This is a genomic window from Steroidobacter sp., assembly GCF_036402275.1.
Lineage (GTDB): Bacteria > Pseudomonadota > Gammaproteobacteria > Steroidobacterales > Steroidobacteraceae > Steroidobacter.
Genome location: NZ_DASWTF010000029.1, coordinates 179,195 through 194,609, shown reverse-complemented (window position 1 = coordinate 194,609; position 15,415 = coordinate 179,195). Strand labels below are relative to the sequence as shown.

General features: G+C 62.2%; 16 protein-coding genes. 4 read left to right on the top strand and 12 right to left on the bottom strand.

Translation table 11 applies throughout. The features are described from left to right. Nucleotides 1–11: 11 nt before the first annotated feature. Together hemB and aroE are read left to right on the top strand one after the other, a co-directional pair. Nucleotides 12–1,025: a porphobilinogen synthase gene (gene hemB / locus VGD45_RS14330; RefSeq protein ID WP_331156002.1), complete on the top strand. Its 1,014-nt coding sequence runs from the start codon at nt 12–14 to the stop codon at nt 1,023–1,025. A 3-nt stretch (nt 1,026–1,028) separates the two neighbouring features. Next, nucleotides 1,029–1,859, top strand: coding sequence for a shikimate dehydrogenase (gene aroE, locus VGD45_RS14325; protein WP_331156001.1), 831 nt, complete (start codon nt 1,029–1,031; stop codon nt 1,857–1,859). 10 nt (nt 1,860–1,869) lie between these two features. On the opposite strand, the gene VGD45_RS14320 is transcribed toward aroE, so the two are convergent. The 8 genes from VGD45_RS14320 to VGD45_RS14285 form a co-directional block, all read right to left on the bottom strand. Beyond that, nucleotides 1,870–2,400, bottom strand: a complete 531-nt coding sequence (locus VGD45_RS14320; RefSeq protein ID WP_331156000.1) for a gamma carbonic anhydrase family protein — start codon at nt 2,398–2,400, stop codon at nt 1,870–1,872. Next, nucleotides 2,397–4,406, bottom strand: a complete 2,010-nt coding sequence (locus tag VGD45_RS14315; RefSeq protein WP_331155999.1) for a M3 family metallopeptidase — start codon at nt 4,404–4,406, stop codon at nt 2,397–2,399. The genes VGD45_RS14320 and VGD45_RS14315 overlap by 4 nt, the downstream gene beginning before the upstream one ends. A 132-nt stretch (nt 4,407–4,538) precedes the next feature. Continuing rightward, the gene (locus VGD45_RS14310; RefSeq protein WP_331155998.1) at nt 4,539–5,309 is read right to left on the bottom strand and encodes a sulfite exporter TauE/SafE family protein; all 771 of its coding nucleotides are present in this window, start codon (nt 5,307–5,309) and stop codon (nt 4,539–4,541) included. 43 nt (nt 5,310–5,352) lie between these two features. After that, nucleotides 5,353–6,165, bottom strand: a complete 813-nt coding sequence (locus VGD45_RS14305) for a hypothetical protein (RefSeq protein ID WP_331155997.1) — start codon at nt 6,163–6,165, stop codon at nt 5,353–5,355. 2 nt (nt 6,166–6,167) lie between these two features. Beyond that, nucleotides 6,168–6,434, bottom strand: coding sequence for a hypothetical protein (locus VGD45_RS14300; RefSeq protein WP_331155996.1), 267 nt, complete (start codon nt 6,432–6,434; stop codon nt 6,168–6,170). 1 nt (nt 6,435) lies between these two features. Further along, on the bottom strand, nt 6,436–7,263 hold the full coding sequence (locus VGD45_RS14295) for an alpha/beta hydrolase (protein ID WP_331155995.1): 828 nt from the start codon (nt 7,261–7,263) through the stop codon (nt 6,436–6,438). Between the two features lie 20 nt (nt 7,264–7,283). Then, nucleotides 7,284–8,456, bottom strand: a complete 1,173-nt coding sequence (locus VGD45_RS14290; protein WP_331155994.1) for a Rieske 2Fe-2S domain-containing protein — start codon at nt 8,454–8,456, stop codon at nt 7,284–7,286. A 58-nt stretch (nt 8,457–8,514) separates the two neighbouring features. After that, nucleotides 8,515–9,291 carry a 2-keto-4-pentenoate hydratase gene (locus VGD45_RS14285; protein WP_331155993.1) on the bottom strand — a complete coding sequence of 259 codons (777 nt, stop codon included), beginning with the start codon at nt 9,289–9,291 and terminating at the stop codon, nt 8,515–8,517. A gap of 60 nt (nt 9,292–9,351) precedes the next feature. On the opposite strand from VGD45_RS14285, the gene VGD45_RS14280 reads away from it, so the two are divergent. Together VGD45_RS14280 and VGD45_RS14275 are read left to right on the top strand one after the other, a co-directional pair. After that, on the top strand, nt 9,352–10,383 hold the full coding sequence (locus VGD45_RS14280) for a 2Fe-2S iron-sulfur cluster binding domain-containing protein (protein ID WP_331155992.1): 1,032 nt from the start codon (nt 9,352–9,354) through the stop codon (nt 10,381–10,383). Between the two features lie 176 nt (nt 10,384–10,559). Further along, the gene (locus VGD45_RS14275; RefSeq protein WP_331155991.1) at nt 10,560–10,883 is read left to right on the top strand and encodes a non-heme iron oxygenase ferredoxin subunit; all 324 of its coding nucleotides are present in this window, start codon (nt 10,560–10,562) and stop codon (nt 10,881–10,883) included. Between the two features lie 48 nt (nt 10,884–10,931). Here the strand turns inward: VGD45_RS14275 and VGD45_RS14270 are convergent, their stop codons facing one another. From VGD45_RS14270 to VGD45_RS14255, 4 genes are all read right to left on the bottom strand, one after another. Then, nucleotides 10,932–12,722 carry a gamma-glutamyltransferase family protein gene (locus VGD45_RS14270; protein WP_331155990.1) on the bottom strand — a complete coding sequence of 597 codons (1,791 nt, stop codon included), beginning with the start codon at nt 12,720–12,722 and terminating at the stop codon, nt 10,932–10,934. Further along, nucleotides 12,722–13,252 carry a cupin domain-containing protein gene (locus VGD45_RS14265; RefSeq protein WP_331155989.1) on the bottom strand — a complete coding sequence of 177 codons (531 nt, stop codon included), beginning with the start codon at nt 13,250–13,252 and terminating at the stop codon, nt 12,722–12,724. The genes VGD45_RS14270 and VGD45_RS14265 overlap by 1 nt, the downstream gene beginning before the upstream one ends. Nucleotides 13,253–13,263: 11 nt before the next feature. Next, nucleotides 13,264–14,496, bottom strand: a complete 1,233-nt coding sequence (locus VGD45_RS14260) for an NAD(P)/FAD-dependent oxidoreductase (protein WP_331155988.1) — start codon at nt 14,494–14,496, stop codon at nt 13,264–13,266. Between the two features lie 189 nt (nt 14,497–14,685). Next, a complete protein-coding gene (locus VGD45_RS14255) occupies nt 14,686–15,414 on the bottom strand; it encodes a GntR family transcriptional regulator (protein ID WP_331155987.1) in 729 nt (242 codons plus the stop codon). Nucleotide 15,415: the final 1 nt, after the last annotated feature.

Here is a 15,415-nt window from a genome sequence, read left to right as displayed (position 1 = left end):
CGGAAGCCGTCATGTTTAATTTGCAGTCAGGAGAATTCCCCCGCACGCGCCTGAGACGCATGCGCTACAACGAGTTTTCACGCCGCCTGATGCGTGAGACCTCGCTGAGCGTCGACAACCTCATCTATCCCATGTTCGTGATCGAGGGCCAGTCGCGCCGCCAGACGATCGACAGCATGCCCGGCATCGAACGCGTCAGCGTCGACGAGCTGGTGCGCGAGGCGGAATCGCTGGTCGAGCTGGGCATTCCGGCGCTGGCGCTGTTTCCCGTGACCGATCCGGCCGCCAAGAGCAACGACGGCAAGGAGGCCTGGAATCCCGAAGGCCTGGCGCAGCGAGCCGTGCGCGCCGTCAAGAAAGCCGTGCCAGAGCTGGGCGTGATCACCGACGTGGCGCTCGATCCGTATACCTCGCATGGCCAGGACGGCATCACCGATGCTAATGGTTACGTCGTCAACGACATCACCGTCGAAGCGTTGGTCAAACAGGCGTTGTCGCATGCCGAGGCCGGAGCAGACGTGGTTGCCCCCAGCGACATGATGGACGGCCGCATCGGCGCCATTCGCGAAGCGCTGGAGCTCGGCGGCCACACCAATACGCGCATCCTCGCCTATGCCGCGAAGTATGCGTCGAATTTCTACAGCCCGTTCCGTGAAGCCGTCGGCTCGGCTGGCAATCTCGGCAAGGGCAACAAGTACAACTATCAGATGGATCCCGCGAACTCGGACGAAGCGCTGCGTGAAGTGGCGCTGGATCTGCAGGAAGGCGCGGACATGGTGATGGTCAAGCCCGGCCTGCCGTATCTCGACATCGTGCGCCGGATCAAGGACACCTTCGGCGCGCCCACGTTCGTCTATCAAGTGAGCGGCGAGTACGCCATGCAGATGGCGGCGTTTCGCAACGGCTGGCTGGACGAGCGCGCCATCGTGTTGGAAACATTGATGTCCATTCGCCGCGCCGGCGCGGACGGGATTCTCACTTATTTCGCCAAGAAGGCGGCGGCCTGGCTCAGAGAAGCGAGATAAGTCATGAACGACTCCAGCGTCGATCGCTACGCGGTGGTGGGCTACCCGATCCAGCACAGCTGGTCGCCCTTCATTCACGGCCTGTTCGCCAAGCAGACCGGCCAGGCAATGAGCTACACGCGCCTCGCGGTGACGCCGGAGAACTTCGAGCGGGACGTCGGCGCGTTCTTCGCCACCGGCGGCAAAGGGTTGAACATCACCGTGCCTCACAAGCAGGCCGCAAACATCTTCACTCGGTACCGTACACCGCGCGCAGAGATTGCACGCGCCGTGAACACACTGGTATGGAGGAGCGATGGCCTGCTCGGGGACAACACAGATGGCGCTGGTCTCGTGACCGATCTCACACGCAATCTCGGCTTCGACATCGCCGGCACACGCATCCTGTTACTCGGCGCCGGCGGCGCAGCTCGCGGCGTCATGGGCCCGCTGCTCGCAGCAGCCCCCGAATGCATCGAGATCGCAAATCGAACCGCAAAGCGCGCCATCGAATTGGCTGAGGAGTTCGAGCTGCTAGGGACTGTGCGCGGCTGCGCCTTCGAAGAAATCAGCGACGGCACCTTCGACCTGGTGCTGAACGCCACCTCGGCCAGCTTGCAGGATGAGATCCCGCAAATTCCTCGCGGCGCCATCGGCCCCGCGACGCTGTGTTACGACATGGCCTACGGCAAAGGCGACACCGCCTTCACCCGCTGGTCCCGGACCATGGGCGCCGGCCGCGCCGAAACAGGTTGGGGAATGTTGGTGGAGCAGGCAGCTGAAGCGTTCCTGCTCTGGCGCGGATTGAAGCCCGATACCAAACCCGTGCTCGAGGCGATCAAAGCCCAGGCATGACGCTCGCGCGTCAGCCTTTCAGATATTCGTCCTTTACCTTGACGTAGTGGGCCGGTGAGTACGTCAAAAACGCGATCTCTTTATCGGTGAGGTCGCGGATGCGACGCGCCGGACTGCCAACATACAGGCCGCCGGTCTTCAACACCTTGCCTGGCGTGACCAGGCTGCCCGCGCCGATCATCACCAGATCTTCTGTCACCACGTTGTCGAGCAGGATCGCGCCCATGCCGATCAAGCACGCGTTGCCAACCGTGCACGCATGCAAAGTAACGCGGTGACCTACTGTGACATCCGAGCCGATGATCAAGGCGCGACCGCCCGGCGCGTATGGACCGTCGTGCGTGACATGTAGCACCGATCCGTCCTGAATGCTGGTGCGCGCGCCGATCTCGATGGAGTGCACGTCGCCGCGAATGACGGCGGTCGGCCAGACCGAAGAATCGTCGCCGATCGTCACCTTGCCAATGACGACCGCCGACGGGTGAACGAAGACGCGCGCGCCCAGTGTGGGCGCGATGCCTTTGTAGGTTTCGATGGTCACGCCGCGAGGCCCAATTGTTTCAACAGCGGCTCGATAGTCGGCTTGCGGCCACGAAACTCGACGAAGGCTTCCATCGCGTCCCGGCTGCCGCCCTGCTCCAGGATGGACGACAGGAACTTGGTCGACACCGAGCGATTGAAGATGCCGCCTTCCTCGAACGCGCTGAACGCATCGGCCGCGAGCACTTCCGCCCACTTGTAGCTGTAGTAACCCGCCGCGTAGCCGCCTGAGAAAATGTGCTGGAAGCTGTTCGGGAACCGGTTGAACTCCGGCGGCTTCACGACCGCCACTTGCGCGCGCACTTCATTCAACGTCTGGAAAATCTTGCTCGCAGCGCCCGGCGCGAATTCGCTGTGAATACGCAGATCGAACAACGCGAACTCGAGCTGACGAACGGTCTGCATGCCCGCCTGGAATGTGCGCGTGCCGAGCAGGCGATTCAGCTCCGCTTCGGGCAGCGGCTCGCCGGTTTCCACGTGCGAGGAAATCATCGGAATCACTTCGGCGCGCCAGGCAAAGTTCTCCATGAACTGGCTCGGCAATTCCACCGCGTCCCAGGCGACGCCGTTGATACCGGCGATGCTCGGGTAATCGACGCGCGTCAGCATGTGATGCAAGCCGTGGCCGAATTCATGGAACATGGTCACGACTTCGGAGTGCGTCAGCAGCGACGGCTGCGAGCCCACCGGCGGCATGAAGTTACAGACGAGATACGCGACGGGCAGCGAGGTCGCCCCCGCCAATTGTTTGCGACCGACGCACTCATCCATCCACGCACCGCCACGCTTCTTGGCGCGAGCATACAAATCGACATAGAAACTGCCACGGCGTGAGCCGTCGGCATTGAGAATGTCGTAGAAACGAACGTCCGGATGATAGATATCCACGCCAGTTCGCTCGGCGATGTTCACGCCGTATAACTTCTCGGCGACCGAGAACATTCCGGACAACACGCGAGGCAGCGGGAAATACGGCCGCAATGCCTCTTCGGAAAGATCGAAGCGTTCACGCTTGAGCTTCTCGGCGTAGAAAGCCACGTCCCATGCTTTCAGCTCGTGGCCCGCGAACTGGGTCAGTTCGTCGAACTCCTTCTGCGCCACCGGCCGGCTCTTGCCAGCCAGCTGCTCCAGGAACCCACGCACTTCCGGCACCGACGAGGCCATCTTGGTCGCGAGCGAATATTCGGCGTAGTTCGGGTATCCGACGAGGTTGGCCACCTCATGACGGACGCCCAGAATCTGGTCCATGAGCGCGGTGTTGTCCCACCGGCCCTCGTTGCCATCTTGATCAGACGCGCGCGTGGTCCAGCCATGATAGAAGTCACGACGCAGCGGCTCGTGCGCGCCGTGCATCATCACCGCCTGATAGTTCGGCGCGTCAAGCGTGAAGAACCAACCGGTCAGCTGCTTCGCCTCGGCTGCGGCGCGAGCGCGCTCGACGATGGGCGCGGGCAATCCTTCGATCTCTTTCTGATCGGTGATGTGGCGCGACCAAGCATTGGTCGCATCCAGCACGTTCTCATCGAACTTCGACTGCAACGTGGCCAACTGCTCGACCAGCGCCTTATAACGCTGCTTCCTGTCGGAGGGCAGCGCCACGCCAGCAAGCCGGAAATCGCGCAACGCGTTTTCGACCAGCTTGCGCTGTCCGGGCGTGAGGCGCGCGCCTTCATTCTTCAGAACAGTCTCGTACGCCTGATACAGGCGCTCGTTCTGAGCCAGATCCGTATTCCACGCCGTGAGCAAGGGCAAGCAGGCGTTGTAGGCAGCGCGCAGTTCGTCACTGTTAACGACGCCGTTCATGTGTCCGATGGGAGACCAAGTCCGCGACAACCGGTGCTGCATCTCTTCCAGCGGCACGATCACCGAGTCCCAGGTCGGCGCGTCGGTGGCCAGCAGGCGCTCTAATTCGGCGCGGTTGCTGTCGAGCAAAGCACGCAGCTTGAGCTCTACTTCAGCGGGCTTGATCGCAGAAAATACCGGCAGATCGTTGCTCGGAGCAGTCATGTTGAACCCCGGATCATTCACGCATGGGACAGCGGACTGCCGATTTTAAAGAGCTTGGCAGCCCAATGACACCCGCCCTTTCCGGCGGAAAGGGGCGGGCCTGTTGCGTGTTTGGGGGCGACTAGGCGGATTTCACCGGGCGGATTTCACCCAGTAGGCGATGGCGATCGCGATGCCGGCGACCACGACGACCCAGCGCAGCACCGCCGGCGGCAACTTTCCGGCAAGCTTACCGCCCAGCGCGCCGCCGACCAGCGCACCGACAGCCATGACCGCAGCCGCGATCCAGACCACCTGATCCGAGAACAGGAAGAACACCGCCGCCGCGATGTTCACGCTGAACGCCAGCACTTGCTTCAGCGCATTCAGGCGGGTGAGCGAGTCGTCGAGCGTCAGGCCGAGCACCGCAAGCAGGAGCACGCTCATCCCGGCACTGAAAAATCCGCCATAGATGGCTGCCGCAGCGATGGGCAAAGCGGACAGCGCCATCGTGTGATGCTTGTGTTCGGGATTCGACAGCCGCTTGACGACGAACTTTTTCACCGGCTCCTGAACCGCGAGCAGCAGCGACGCAGCCAGAATCATCCACGGCACCAGCGCAGTGAACGTCCGCTCACCCGTTCGCACCAGGATCATCCCGCCGGCAAGACCGCCGAGTACGGCCACGGGCACCAGCAACAAAAGCTGCGCGCGTTGTCCCTTGAGATTGGGTAATTGCGCGAGAGTCGCGCCGAAGTAGCCCGGGCACAGCGCCACCGCATTAGTGATATTCGCAGCGACCGGCGGCACGCCCACCGCAACGAGCACCGGAAAGCTGATCAACGTACCGCCGCCCGCCAGCGCATTGATCGCGCCAGCCCCGACCGCCGCCAGCGCGGCGATCAACAGATCCCAGGAAGTCATCGCTTAAATGCTGCCTCTCGTCATGGCGGCCGGTTTTTATCGGTCAATTGACCCGAAACGCCATTCCCGCCATGCCACTGGCCCACGCGGGAATCGCTTCATAAAACAAACATTCGCCCGTCACGCCGGGAATCGCCCCGGCGACAGCGATCCACGAGTTTACTTCCAACCCGCCGTTGCCGGCATCGGCAAGAATTTGCTCGTTGGTCAGCTTCGACAGGCCCGCGCCCTGTCCAGTGGCCAGCATCTCCATGAACCAGCGATCCCACGCCTCATTGACCTGCCCTTCCTGCGGCACACCGAGCCAATGTGACAAACCGCCGCCGGCGAGTAACACAACCCGCTCTTCGGCCTTGCAGTGCTCCGCCACGTACGCTCGAAGCAACTCGCCGAGCCGCCAACTCTCTTGCGGCGTAGGCGCGGGCGTGTAAACCGTATTCACATACAGCGGTACGATCGGCAACTCGCGTTTGGGATCGACGATGCCCAGAGGAATCATCACGCCATGATCCGGTCGCAGCCGCGGCGGCTTGGCCAGCTTGAAACCGCGATCGTTTGCAAACATCGCGAAGCCCGTCGAGAACGACGCGTCACCGCGAATCGGCTCCGTCGGCAGGCCCATGTCGCCATAGGGTGTGTAAGTATCGGCAGTGCCGATGGCGAACGGCATGGGTTGATCGAGCCGGAAGTTGTTCAGATGATCGCTCGTGATCATCACCAGCAACGTCGGATGCAACTCGCGCAGCTGACGGCCCAACTCTTTCATGCCGACGAACACGCGCTCGGCCTGCTCCTCTAGGCCGTACGGCGAGCCAAGCACGTGCGACATGGCGAACGCGCCGACGATCTTGCGCATGGTCAGCGCCTCGCGAAGTAATAATCGATGGGAAAGAACGGCATGGTCGGCCGGCCCGACCAGATCAGCCACTTGATGACCAGATTGGGATGAATCCCGAGACGATGCAAGTCGTCACGCCCCCCGGTGCGCAGCACTTCGCGCACCTCCGCCGGAACGTCGAAACGATCGAACAGCACGTCCGGCGTGGTCCGGATCAAGCTGCGATCGCCGGGCGTCTCGATCAGATGCTCGATGAGCTCATGCACACCCTGCGGCGCGGCTGGCACGTCACTTCACCGGCTGAGTGAGGAAACGTTCGACGGCGCTGCAGAAATCCGCGGTGTGCTCGATCATGGCCCAGTGACCGCAGTGGGGCACGATGTAGCCCCAGCTGTTCTCGAACAGCTCCAGGAAACGATAGGCGCGCGCCAGCGTCGACACACCGTCTTCCTTGCCGTTGACCACGAGCACGGGTTGTTTGATTTTGCGCAGCTCATCTTCCGGAAAATTCAACGTGCCCTTGCGCGTCTCCGCGTTCACGGCCGCGAGCGCAGCCTTGGCGCCGGGCTCTTCAGTCAGGTTGTAACGATACTGGACCAGCTCTTCCGGCGGCGTGTAACTCGGCGACGTGAGACCGGCGATCACGCGTCGCATGCCGTCGACCGTGAAGTCGTAGTTCAAGTTGTGCAGCAACTGCGGCGAGGGCTTCTCCGGAATCGGCAGACCGGCGCTGCCCATCAACACCAGCTTTTCCACCCGCTCGGGACGCTGCAGCGTCGCGCCGATGCAAGTCGCGCCGCCCATGGAGTTGCCGACCAGGAAGGCTTTATCGATGTTGAGCACATCGAGCAAGGTCACGAGCTGACGATTGCGACCCGGCTGATCGTACGTGTAGCTGTCCGGCGAAGGCTTGTCGCTACGACCGAAGCCCACAATGTCTGGCGCGATCACACGAAACTTTTTGGCGAACACGGGAATGCATTCGCGCCAGTTGCCATAGGCGTCGGCGCCTGCGCCGCCGCCATGCATGAGCACCAACGTCGGGCCCTTGCCCGCTTCGAGGTAGTGCGTGCGAATGCCATTGGTGTCGACGAAATGCGAAGCGAATTCGGTCATGCTGGTCATGGCTCGAGAAATCAGCGCAGGTCTTGAGGAGTCTGAATTCCGCGATTCGCGCGGCTGGCGAGCTTGCGCCACGCCAGAATCGTCGTATCCGGCTCGCACAACATTTCGTCCACCCAGCCGTAGTCGTCCGCATAGAACGGCTCCGTCACTTCGCGCGCCCAGATGTCGTCGGCGTTGAAACCGTCGAGGCCGTGCGGCTTGTAAATGGATTCGAAATTGTTGGCAAACTCAGCGCGATCCTCGTCGGTCTGCACTTTCTGGCCGATGGTCTGTACATACAGATGAGTCTTGCCGTCGAGCGGCACGTACCACTCGAACTGCGTCAGCCCCGGCATCGGAAACGATTCGACTTTCAGTACGCCCGGCAGCCAGATCGACGTACCCACCGACGCCGATGTGCCCTGCACCTGCTGAGAGCGCGGACCGCGCACGACCACGCGACCGTCGATCTCGCCATCCCAAATCGGCTTGTGTTGAGCGAAGTCGTCGATGACACCTTTCGGACCTTCGGCATCTTCCACCACTTTCACCGCGCCCGGCAGCGGCGTATGGCCGATGGGGAAGTTGAACGTGCGGAAGTGACGCAGCGTCGTGTCTTTGTGAATGAAGATGTGGAGCGCGTCGAAACCATTCTCGGCACCCAGACGCCAGTTGGAATTCACGACGCGATGCTTGCCCAGAATCATCACGTCGTCATCGAGGAAGCCCGGCGGTACGTCCTGGCTGAGCGGCGGCGTCGGATCGAGATCGCCGATGAACACGAAGATCAATCCTTTCGCCTCCTGCACCGGGAAGCTCATGATCTTGCGACGGCCGATCAGGCGGCTGTCGGGCACGGCGAGAATGTTCACCAGCTCGCCGGTCTGGAAACGATACGTGTAACCGTGATACCAGCAGGTGATCGTGTCCTTGGTGTAACAATCGGGCTTGCGCGACAGCGGCACGCCACGGTGCAGACAACGATCGCGAATCGCGTACACCTTGCCGTCGATGCGTTTCAGCAGCAGCTTTTCGCCGAGCACCTGCACGGTGATGAGCTGACCTTCGACCAGCTCGTTGGAAAAGCGCACCGGATACCAGTGGTTGCGGAAGCCCATCTTGGCTTCCACATAGGCGCGCCAGTCGCCCACCGCTGCGGCAACTTCGGGGCGGACGCCCTCCGGGGTTTGCGCGTCATCACTCATGGTTCACTGCATCCTCGAAACAAAAACTCTGGTCGATCCAGACCTGGCCGATCGCGATTCAAGCGAACTGCACGCCGACCTGGCCGATGCCGGCGATGGTCGCCTGCACTACGTCGCCTGCCTGTATCGACACCATCGGTCCGAGCGCGCCGGTCATCACCAGCTCGCCTTGCTTCAGCGGCCGACCCAGTTCGAGCGAACGTCGCGCGAGCCACACGGCTGCATTCAGCGGACCGCCGAGACAATCGCGACCGTAACCGGTCGATACCGTCTTGCCATTCAGCGTCATCGTCATCGCGCAATTCACCAGGTCCAGACCTTCAAGGCGTTGCGCAGGTCCGCCGAGCACGAGCACTCCTGACGACGCGTTGTCCGCGATGGTGTCGACGATGTCGATCTTCCAATCGGCGATGCGACTGCCCACCACTTCAAGCGCCGGCAACACGCAGCTGACCGAAGCGATCACATCGGCAATCGTCGCGTGCGTCATGTCCAAGTCACGCGACAAGATCAGAGCGATCTCGGCCTCGATGCGCGGCTGTTGCAGGCGTGACACCGGAATGGTCTCGCCCGTGCCGTACACCATGTCCGCGAACAGTTGGCCGAAATCCGGCTCGGCCACACCCAACTGTTTCTGAACGGCCGGGGACGTGAGCCCGATCTTGCGGCCCACCGGCCGACGGCCCTTCTCGATCCAGTGCAACACCTGGGCCTGTTGGACGGCATAGGCCACGCGCGTGTCGCCCGCCTCGAATCGACTGCGAATGGGAGGCAGCGGCGCGCCGCTATAGGCGTCCAACAAAGCTTGCGCGGTTTCGCCGACTCTCGAATCCATGGGTTCGCCCTCTTGCTGGGGCAACGTTATATGATTGTATGATAATCATGCAATACGGCCATGTCGGTCGGACGGGGCACGGCGGGTTACTTAATGCATCGGGCGCGATTGATTTTTCAGGATGGCGCGGAGCTCACCGTCTCGGTGGAGGCCGGACAAACCCTGCTCGAGAGCGCGCTCGCCGTCGACGCGCCCGTCCGTTATGACTGTTGCACGGGCAGCTGTGGCAGCTGCGTGGTCCAGTGCGTGGATGGGACCACTGTCGTCGATTCGACGCACCAGGTCCCCGTCAATGCGGACGAATTAGCGGAAGGCTTGCGGCCGGCGTGCCTCACTCGGTTGAGCTCGGACGCGGCGTTCGAACTGCCTTATTCGCTGAACGCTCCAGCCTCCATGCCTGCCAAGCATTCGGCGCAGATCGTCGAGTTGCGCCGGGCTGCGCCTTCGGTCGCGTTGCTCACGTTGAAGCTCGACCGCGCCGATGGGCTCGCTTTCCAGAGTGGCCAGTATGTGCGCCTGGCGGCACCGGGCGTCGGCGAAGCGCGGGCCTATTCAATTGCCAGTACTGCCGCTGAATTACCGCTGATCGAGCTGATGATCCGGCTCGTGCCCGACGGCAAGATGTCGCGCTGGGTGCAGGAAATCGCGAAAGTCGGCGATCGCGTGAAACTGCAGGTGCCGCTTGGATCATTCGGCCTGGATGATCGCGCGCGTCGTCATGTGTTCGTTGCCGGCGGCACGGGACTGGCTCCGGTGTTGTCGATGATCCGGTCACTGCGCGGCCGCGCACGGCCGGCACTCTTGTGCTTTGGCTGTACACGGCGACAGGAATTGTTTTACGAACAAGAGCTAGCGGCGCTCGCGGCGGCGATGCCGGAGCTCGAAGTACGCATCGCCGTCATGGAAGGCGCAGACGGCACCTTGCGCAGTGGCACTGCTGTGTCGCTGCTTCAGCGTGAAGACTTCGATGCCGAGACCGTCTGCTATCTTTGTGGCCCGCCGCCCATGGTCGACGCCGCGCGTAAGGCTCTGACGGCGCACGGAGTCGCTTCCAAAGCGATCCGCGCCGAGCGGTTCCAGCCCGGCGGCTAAGTCCGTCTCGGCAAGCGCAAATCCACTGCTGAATCAGCCCGGACCCGCCCGCCCAGGGCGCGGAATGGCGTCAGTTCGCGCCCGGGTGCACACACCGGTTGACCGCGAGAACTTTGTATGACAATACTACAACAAGTTCTTTTCAGGTTGCTTCAGTGAGCTGCGAACCCGCCGTCATGATTCGTGTTGACCGACGCCTTCTTTGCGAGGCGGGCGACGTTGCGCCCGGCGGCATGTTGAAAGTCCAGCTCGAGGGGCTCGACCCCATCCTGGTGTGCAACGTCGACGGCAAGGTCTACGCGGTCGACGACGAGTGCACTCACGCGATTGCGTCGCTGTCCGAGGGGCGACTGCAAGGAAACATCGTGTTCTGTCCGCTGCACGGTGGCAGCTTCGATGTTTGCTCGGGCAAGGCCAAGAGCTTGCCGTGCAAACAGGCGCTGCGCACCTGGCCAATCGAAATCGCCGACGGCAAAGTTTATTTGCTGCAGAAAAGCTGAGCGCACGTTCGCCGCCTGCGGCGGCGAGGTGCCTATAATTATCGCGAGCTAGCGACCCACGGCATACGCCTGCATCAACCGCGGCGTGGCGGCAGCGCGCAATATTCCATCTGTTCCTCGCGCGGCCGCAGTGAGTCGGCCTGCCGACCACTCCGGCGCGACCTTCACCTTGTGGCCACGACGACGTAGCTCCGCGATGACGTTCTCACCGCAGCTCTCTTCGAGCACTGCCGTACCCAACAGCGCTTCGCGCGGATAGAACGACGCCGGGAAGTGAACGCTGTGAAACAACGGCGCGTCGATGGCCTGCTGCAGATTCAGTCCGTGGTGGATGTAACGAAGCAGCAGGATGAGCTGCCACTGATCCTGCTGATCGCCGCCCGGCGTACCGCAGATAAGTGACAACCCGTCATCGCGCACCGCCAGCGTGGGCGTAAGCGTCGTGCGTGGGCGTTTGCCTGGGGCCAGACTGCCAGGCAACCCAGGCTCCAACCAAAACATCTGCGCGCGCGTATTCAGCGCGAATCCAAGCTCTGGAATCGTGGGTGACGATTGCGGCCATCCGCCCGACGGCGTCGCGGAGACCATGTTGCCGAAGCGATCGATCACGTCGAAGTGCACGGTGTCGCCCGGCTTCAGCGTGGGCTTCAAATGCATCATCGTGGGCTCTCCGACACCGAGCCCGCCGCTTTCATTGGTAGCGATGCGCAACGTGCTCAAGGTCTTCTCGACCTGCGCTTCGAATCCCGGCAACACTCCGGGACGCAACTCCAGCGATGCGTCCTGACCGATCAGCTTGCGACGCTCGGCCACGTAGCTTTCGCTCAACAACACATCGAGCGGCACTCGCGTGAAGTTCGGATCGCCGTAATACGCCTCGCGATCGGCGAACGCGAGCTTGAGCGCTTCCAACACGACGTGCGCAAACTCCGGCTCGCTCGCCGGCATCTTCGCAAGGTCGAAGCCGGCGAGGAGCGAGAGTGCTTGCAGCAAAACCGGTCCCTGCCCCCACGGACCGGTCTTGCTGAAGTTCCAATCGCCGTAACGGAATGTTTGTGGCGACTCGTACGTCGCCTGCCAGCGCGCCATGTCGTCGCCCGTGAGCAGACCTTTGTGGCGGTGACCGCTCGCATCCATGAGTTCCTGCGTTTGGCAGAAACGATCGATGGCCTCCGCGACGAATCCACTCGACCACACCGTACGCGCGCGCTCGATCTGTTGTTCGCGAGTGCCGGTGCCCGACTCGCTGAGAATTCGTCGCCACGTTGCCGCTAGCGTTGGATTACTGAACAGCTGGTTTGGCGCGGGCACTTCATTATTCGGCAGCCAGACCGGCGCCGATGTCGGCCACTCCTTCCGGAATGCATCGGCGACATCAGCAATGGCGCGCGACACTCCAGGTAACAACGGATGTCCTGCTTCCGCGTAATGAATCGCAGGCTCCAGCACATCGGACAGCCGCATGCTGCCGTGATCGCGCAGGAGCGTCATCCATGCATCGAACGATCCAGGAACAACCGCGGCGATCAGACCTGAGCCCGGCACCATGTCGAGATTCATCTCGCGCATGCGCTCGATCGTCGCGGCGGCAGGCGCTACACCCTGGCCACACAGCACTGTCGGTTTCTCATCGCGCGCCGATCTAAAAATGATCGGCACCTCGCCCGCGGGCCCGCACAGGTGCGGCTCGACGATTTGCAGCACGAAGCCGATGGCAACCGCCGCATCGAACGCGTTCCCACCGCGCTCGAGCATGGCCATGCCCACACCGGACGCGATCCAGTGCGTCGAGGCAACGACGCCGAACGTGCCGCGAATTTCCGGGCGGGTGGTGAACATCACTTACGCGTCAAATGCGCGTCACGATTCTCGAACAGTTTCTGATCGACAAAGCCCGCGGTCTCGGGTCGTCCGCGACCCAGCACCACCTGCAGATACACGGGCTCGTCGGTCTCATTCACATAGCCATGAATGACGCCCGGCGGACAGGAAATCATTTCCCACGGCTGCAACTCCTTGCTCACGCGACGACCGTCTTCGTCTTCGATGAACACGACGCAACGGCCCTGCAGGACGAAAAATACTTCCTCGACTTCATGCGTATGCGGCGCGTTGCCCTGACCGGGCGGCACCAACATGATGGACAGCGTGAAGTTACCGGCCGGCACGACCTTGCTGTCGTCATGCTTGCCCGACGCGCCGGCGCCCACGAAGCGATGCTGGGCGCGTCGATAGCCGTCGATGTTTGCATCCGAAAAAGCGTTCCAGTCCGCCACGCGATCGGCGAAGCGCGCGACGTAACGCTCGATGATCTGCTCCAGCGGAACTCCGACCAGTTCGGGCGGACGAGGATGGCGGGCGATGGCCATGGCGCGGTCCTTTAAAGAGTAGCGTTAGCGTCGCGCAGACTGTCGATCAGACAGGCGCGGCGGATGAAAGCATCGTGCAATTCGGGATCGGCGGACTGGCGACGGATACCGTCCAGCTTACGTTTGCGCTCGGCTGGATCCTTCTCACCAAGCGTCTGTTTGTTCTGAATGCTCTGCGCCTGCACGTAGTCGACCTGCGCCTTACGACGCTGCCGCGTGTAGCGATCGAGTAGCGGCTGTGCGTCGGCGCCTTCGAACCAGATTTGTTTCAGCTTGTCGGCGAGGTTGATCGCGTCGTGAATGCCGCCGTTCATACCCATGCCGCCGACCGGGTTATTCACGTGTGCGGAATCGCCCGCGAGCAGCACGCGGCCGCGGTTGAATGTGGCGGCGACACGCTGATGGACTTTGTAGAGGGCGATGGTCGCAATTTCATAACGACCGGGCTTCGGACAGAACTTCTGCAGGCGCGCTTCGACCGCATCGGGCGAGAGCAGCTCTTCGTCAGTTTGTTCCGGCAACGTCGGGCTCACCGCTCGCCACATGCCCTCGCCGCTTGCGCCGCGGGCTTTGAATAAGTTGAGCCACTCGTCTGGATCGGAGAAGTAGTTGCGATTGCTGAGCTCGGGGCGCAGGCCGAAGAAATCGAAGCGCGTATCAATTTTCAGGAAACGCTCGGGCCAGGTGAAACCTTCGAATTCGATATCCGCGAGCTTGCGAATGGTGCTACGGCCGCCATCGCATCCGACGAGATAGCGCCCGGAGAAAACATCACTGCTGCCGTCGGGGAGAGTGACCGTCACATCAACCTTATCCGCATCCTGCGCGATCGCAACCACGCGCGTCGACATGCGGATCTCGGCGTCTGGATCATTTTCCAGACGCTTCAACACCGTGCCGACGATCTTGTACTGCTCCCACTGCAGCACATAAGGATGCGCCGGCCGGTCGCGCATCGCCCCGATGTCGAAGCGCCCGATCAGTTCGCCCGTGACGCGGTCGAGATAGTTGAAGACAGGAGAGACCAACCCCTGATCGAGGCCATCCTCGAGCAGGCCCAACTCATCGAGCATCGCTACCGTGGGCGGATGACACGAGGCCGCGCGGCAATCTATCTCCGGCGCAGCCAGCGCCTCGATCAGCAGGACAGGGATGTCACGCTGCCTGAGCGCGTAAGCCAGGATGGCCCCGATGGGCCCCGCACCGGCAATGATGACCCGCTCCGCGCCCCGATCTTTGGCCATGAATCAAGCTTCCGCTGACGATGGCAAAGAGTGTAGCCGGCGTGACTTTGTATGACAAACATAGAATCATACGTCGCCGCCGGGTACGGAAGCTCTTCGCTGCCGCCCGGGACGTTTCTGCAGCAACGCCGAATGTTAAATTCGGCCGAGCGAGGCAGCGCTAAGGGGAGCGCTGCGCCACCAACCTTCTTAGCCCGAGCGCCGCGTAGCGGCAGCTCGCTCTGGCACAGCGGCGGCGGCCTGCTCTTCTTCCTGCTGGAGTTTGGCCACGATTGCCCGACGGGCGTTCGCGAGATGCTCGCCCATCGCCTTGGCCGCGGCATTGGCATTGCGCTCGACGATGGCCTCGATCAAACGATCCCACTCGTGCATGCCGTCTTCCAGACGGTGCGGCTCAGCCATCGACCGCATGCGCAGGTAGTTCACTCGCGTCAGCAACTGGCGCGCCATGTCGGCAATTACCTTGCTGCCCGAGCCGTTCAGGATGGTCTCGTAGAACTCGCCGGCCATGATGGCCAGCTCGCGCACGTCGCCCTTGTTGAGCACCTTGCGCAGGTCCTTGTGGATGCGCACCAGCTTCTTGATGGCATTCTCATCGGCCAGCGCCACGAACCGTTTCACCGCCAACGTCTCGAGCATTTCGCGCATGAGATAAATGTCTTCGGCGTCCTTGGCGGAGACCACCGCGACAGTGATATTGCGACGCTTGCCGACTTCGATCAGGTTCTCGGCCTGCAGCTGACGCAAAGCCTCGCGCACGGACGTGCGGCTGACGCCCAGCGCCTCGCACAGCTCACGTTCCACCAGCCTCATGCCCGGTGGATACAAGCCACGACTGATGGCGTTGCGAAGTTTGTCCAGCGCGTGCTCGCGCACCAGCGTCGGATTTTCAACGATTCGTAGATCCTGGTATTCCAAG

Excerpts from the sequence above, each read along its gene's own strand:
- hemB (WP_331156002.1), top strand. The coding sequence starts at position 12 with ATGTTTAATTTGCAGTCAGGAGAATTCCCCCGCACGCGCCTGAGACGC.
- VGD45_RS14310 (WP_331155998.1), bottom strand. The coding sequence starts at position 5,309 with ATGACTTCCTGGGATCTGTTGATCGCCGCGCTGGCGGCGGTCGGGGCT.
- VGD45_RS14260 (WP_331155988.1), bottom strand. The coding sequence starts at position 14,496 with ATGGCCAAAGATCGGGGCGCGGAGCGGGTCATCATTGCCGGTGCGGGG.
- aroE (WP_331156001.1), top strand. The coding sequence starts at position 1,029 with ATGAACGACTCCAGCGTCGATCGCTACGCGGTGGTGGGCTACCCGATC.
- VGD45_RS14265 (WP_331155989.1), bottom strand. The coding sequence starts at position 13,252 with ATGGCCATCGCCCGCCATCCTCGTCCGCCCGAACTGGTCGGAGTTCCG.
- VGD45_RS14285 (WP_331155993.1), bottom strand. The coding sequence starts at position 9,291 with ATGGATTCGAGAGTCGGCGAAACCGCGCAAGCTTTGTTGGACGCCTAT.
- VGD45_RS14295 (WP_331155995.1), bottom strand. The coding sequence starts at position 7,263 with ATGACCGAATTCGCTTCGCATTTCGTCGACACCAATGGCATTCGCACG.
- VGD45_RS14315 (WP_331155999.1), bottom strand. The coding sequence starts at position 4,406 with ATGACTGCTCCGAGCAACGATCTGCCGGTATTTTCTGCGATCAAGCCC.
- VGD45_RS14305 (WP_331155997.1), bottom strand. The coding sequence starts at position 6,165 with ATGCGCAAGATCGTCGGCGCGTTCGCCATGTCGCACGTGCTTGGCTCG.
- VGD45_RS14270 (WP_331155990.1), bottom strand. The coding sequence starts at position 12,722 with ATGTTCACCACCCGCCCGGAAATTCGCGGCACGTTCGGCGTCGTTGCC.
- VGD45_RS14280 (WP_331155992.1), top strand. The coding sequence starts at position 9,352 with ATGTCGGTCGGACGGGGCACGGCGGGTTACTTAATGCATCGGGCGCGA.
- VGD45_RS14290 (WP_331155994.1), bottom strand. The coding sequence starts at position 8,456 with ATGAGTGATGACGCGCAAACCCCGGAGGGCGTCCGCCCCGAAGTTGCC.
- VGD45_RS14275 (WP_331155991.1), top strand. The coding sequence starts at position 10,560 with ATGATTCGTGTTGACCGACGCCTTCTTTGCGAGGCGGGCGACGTTGCG.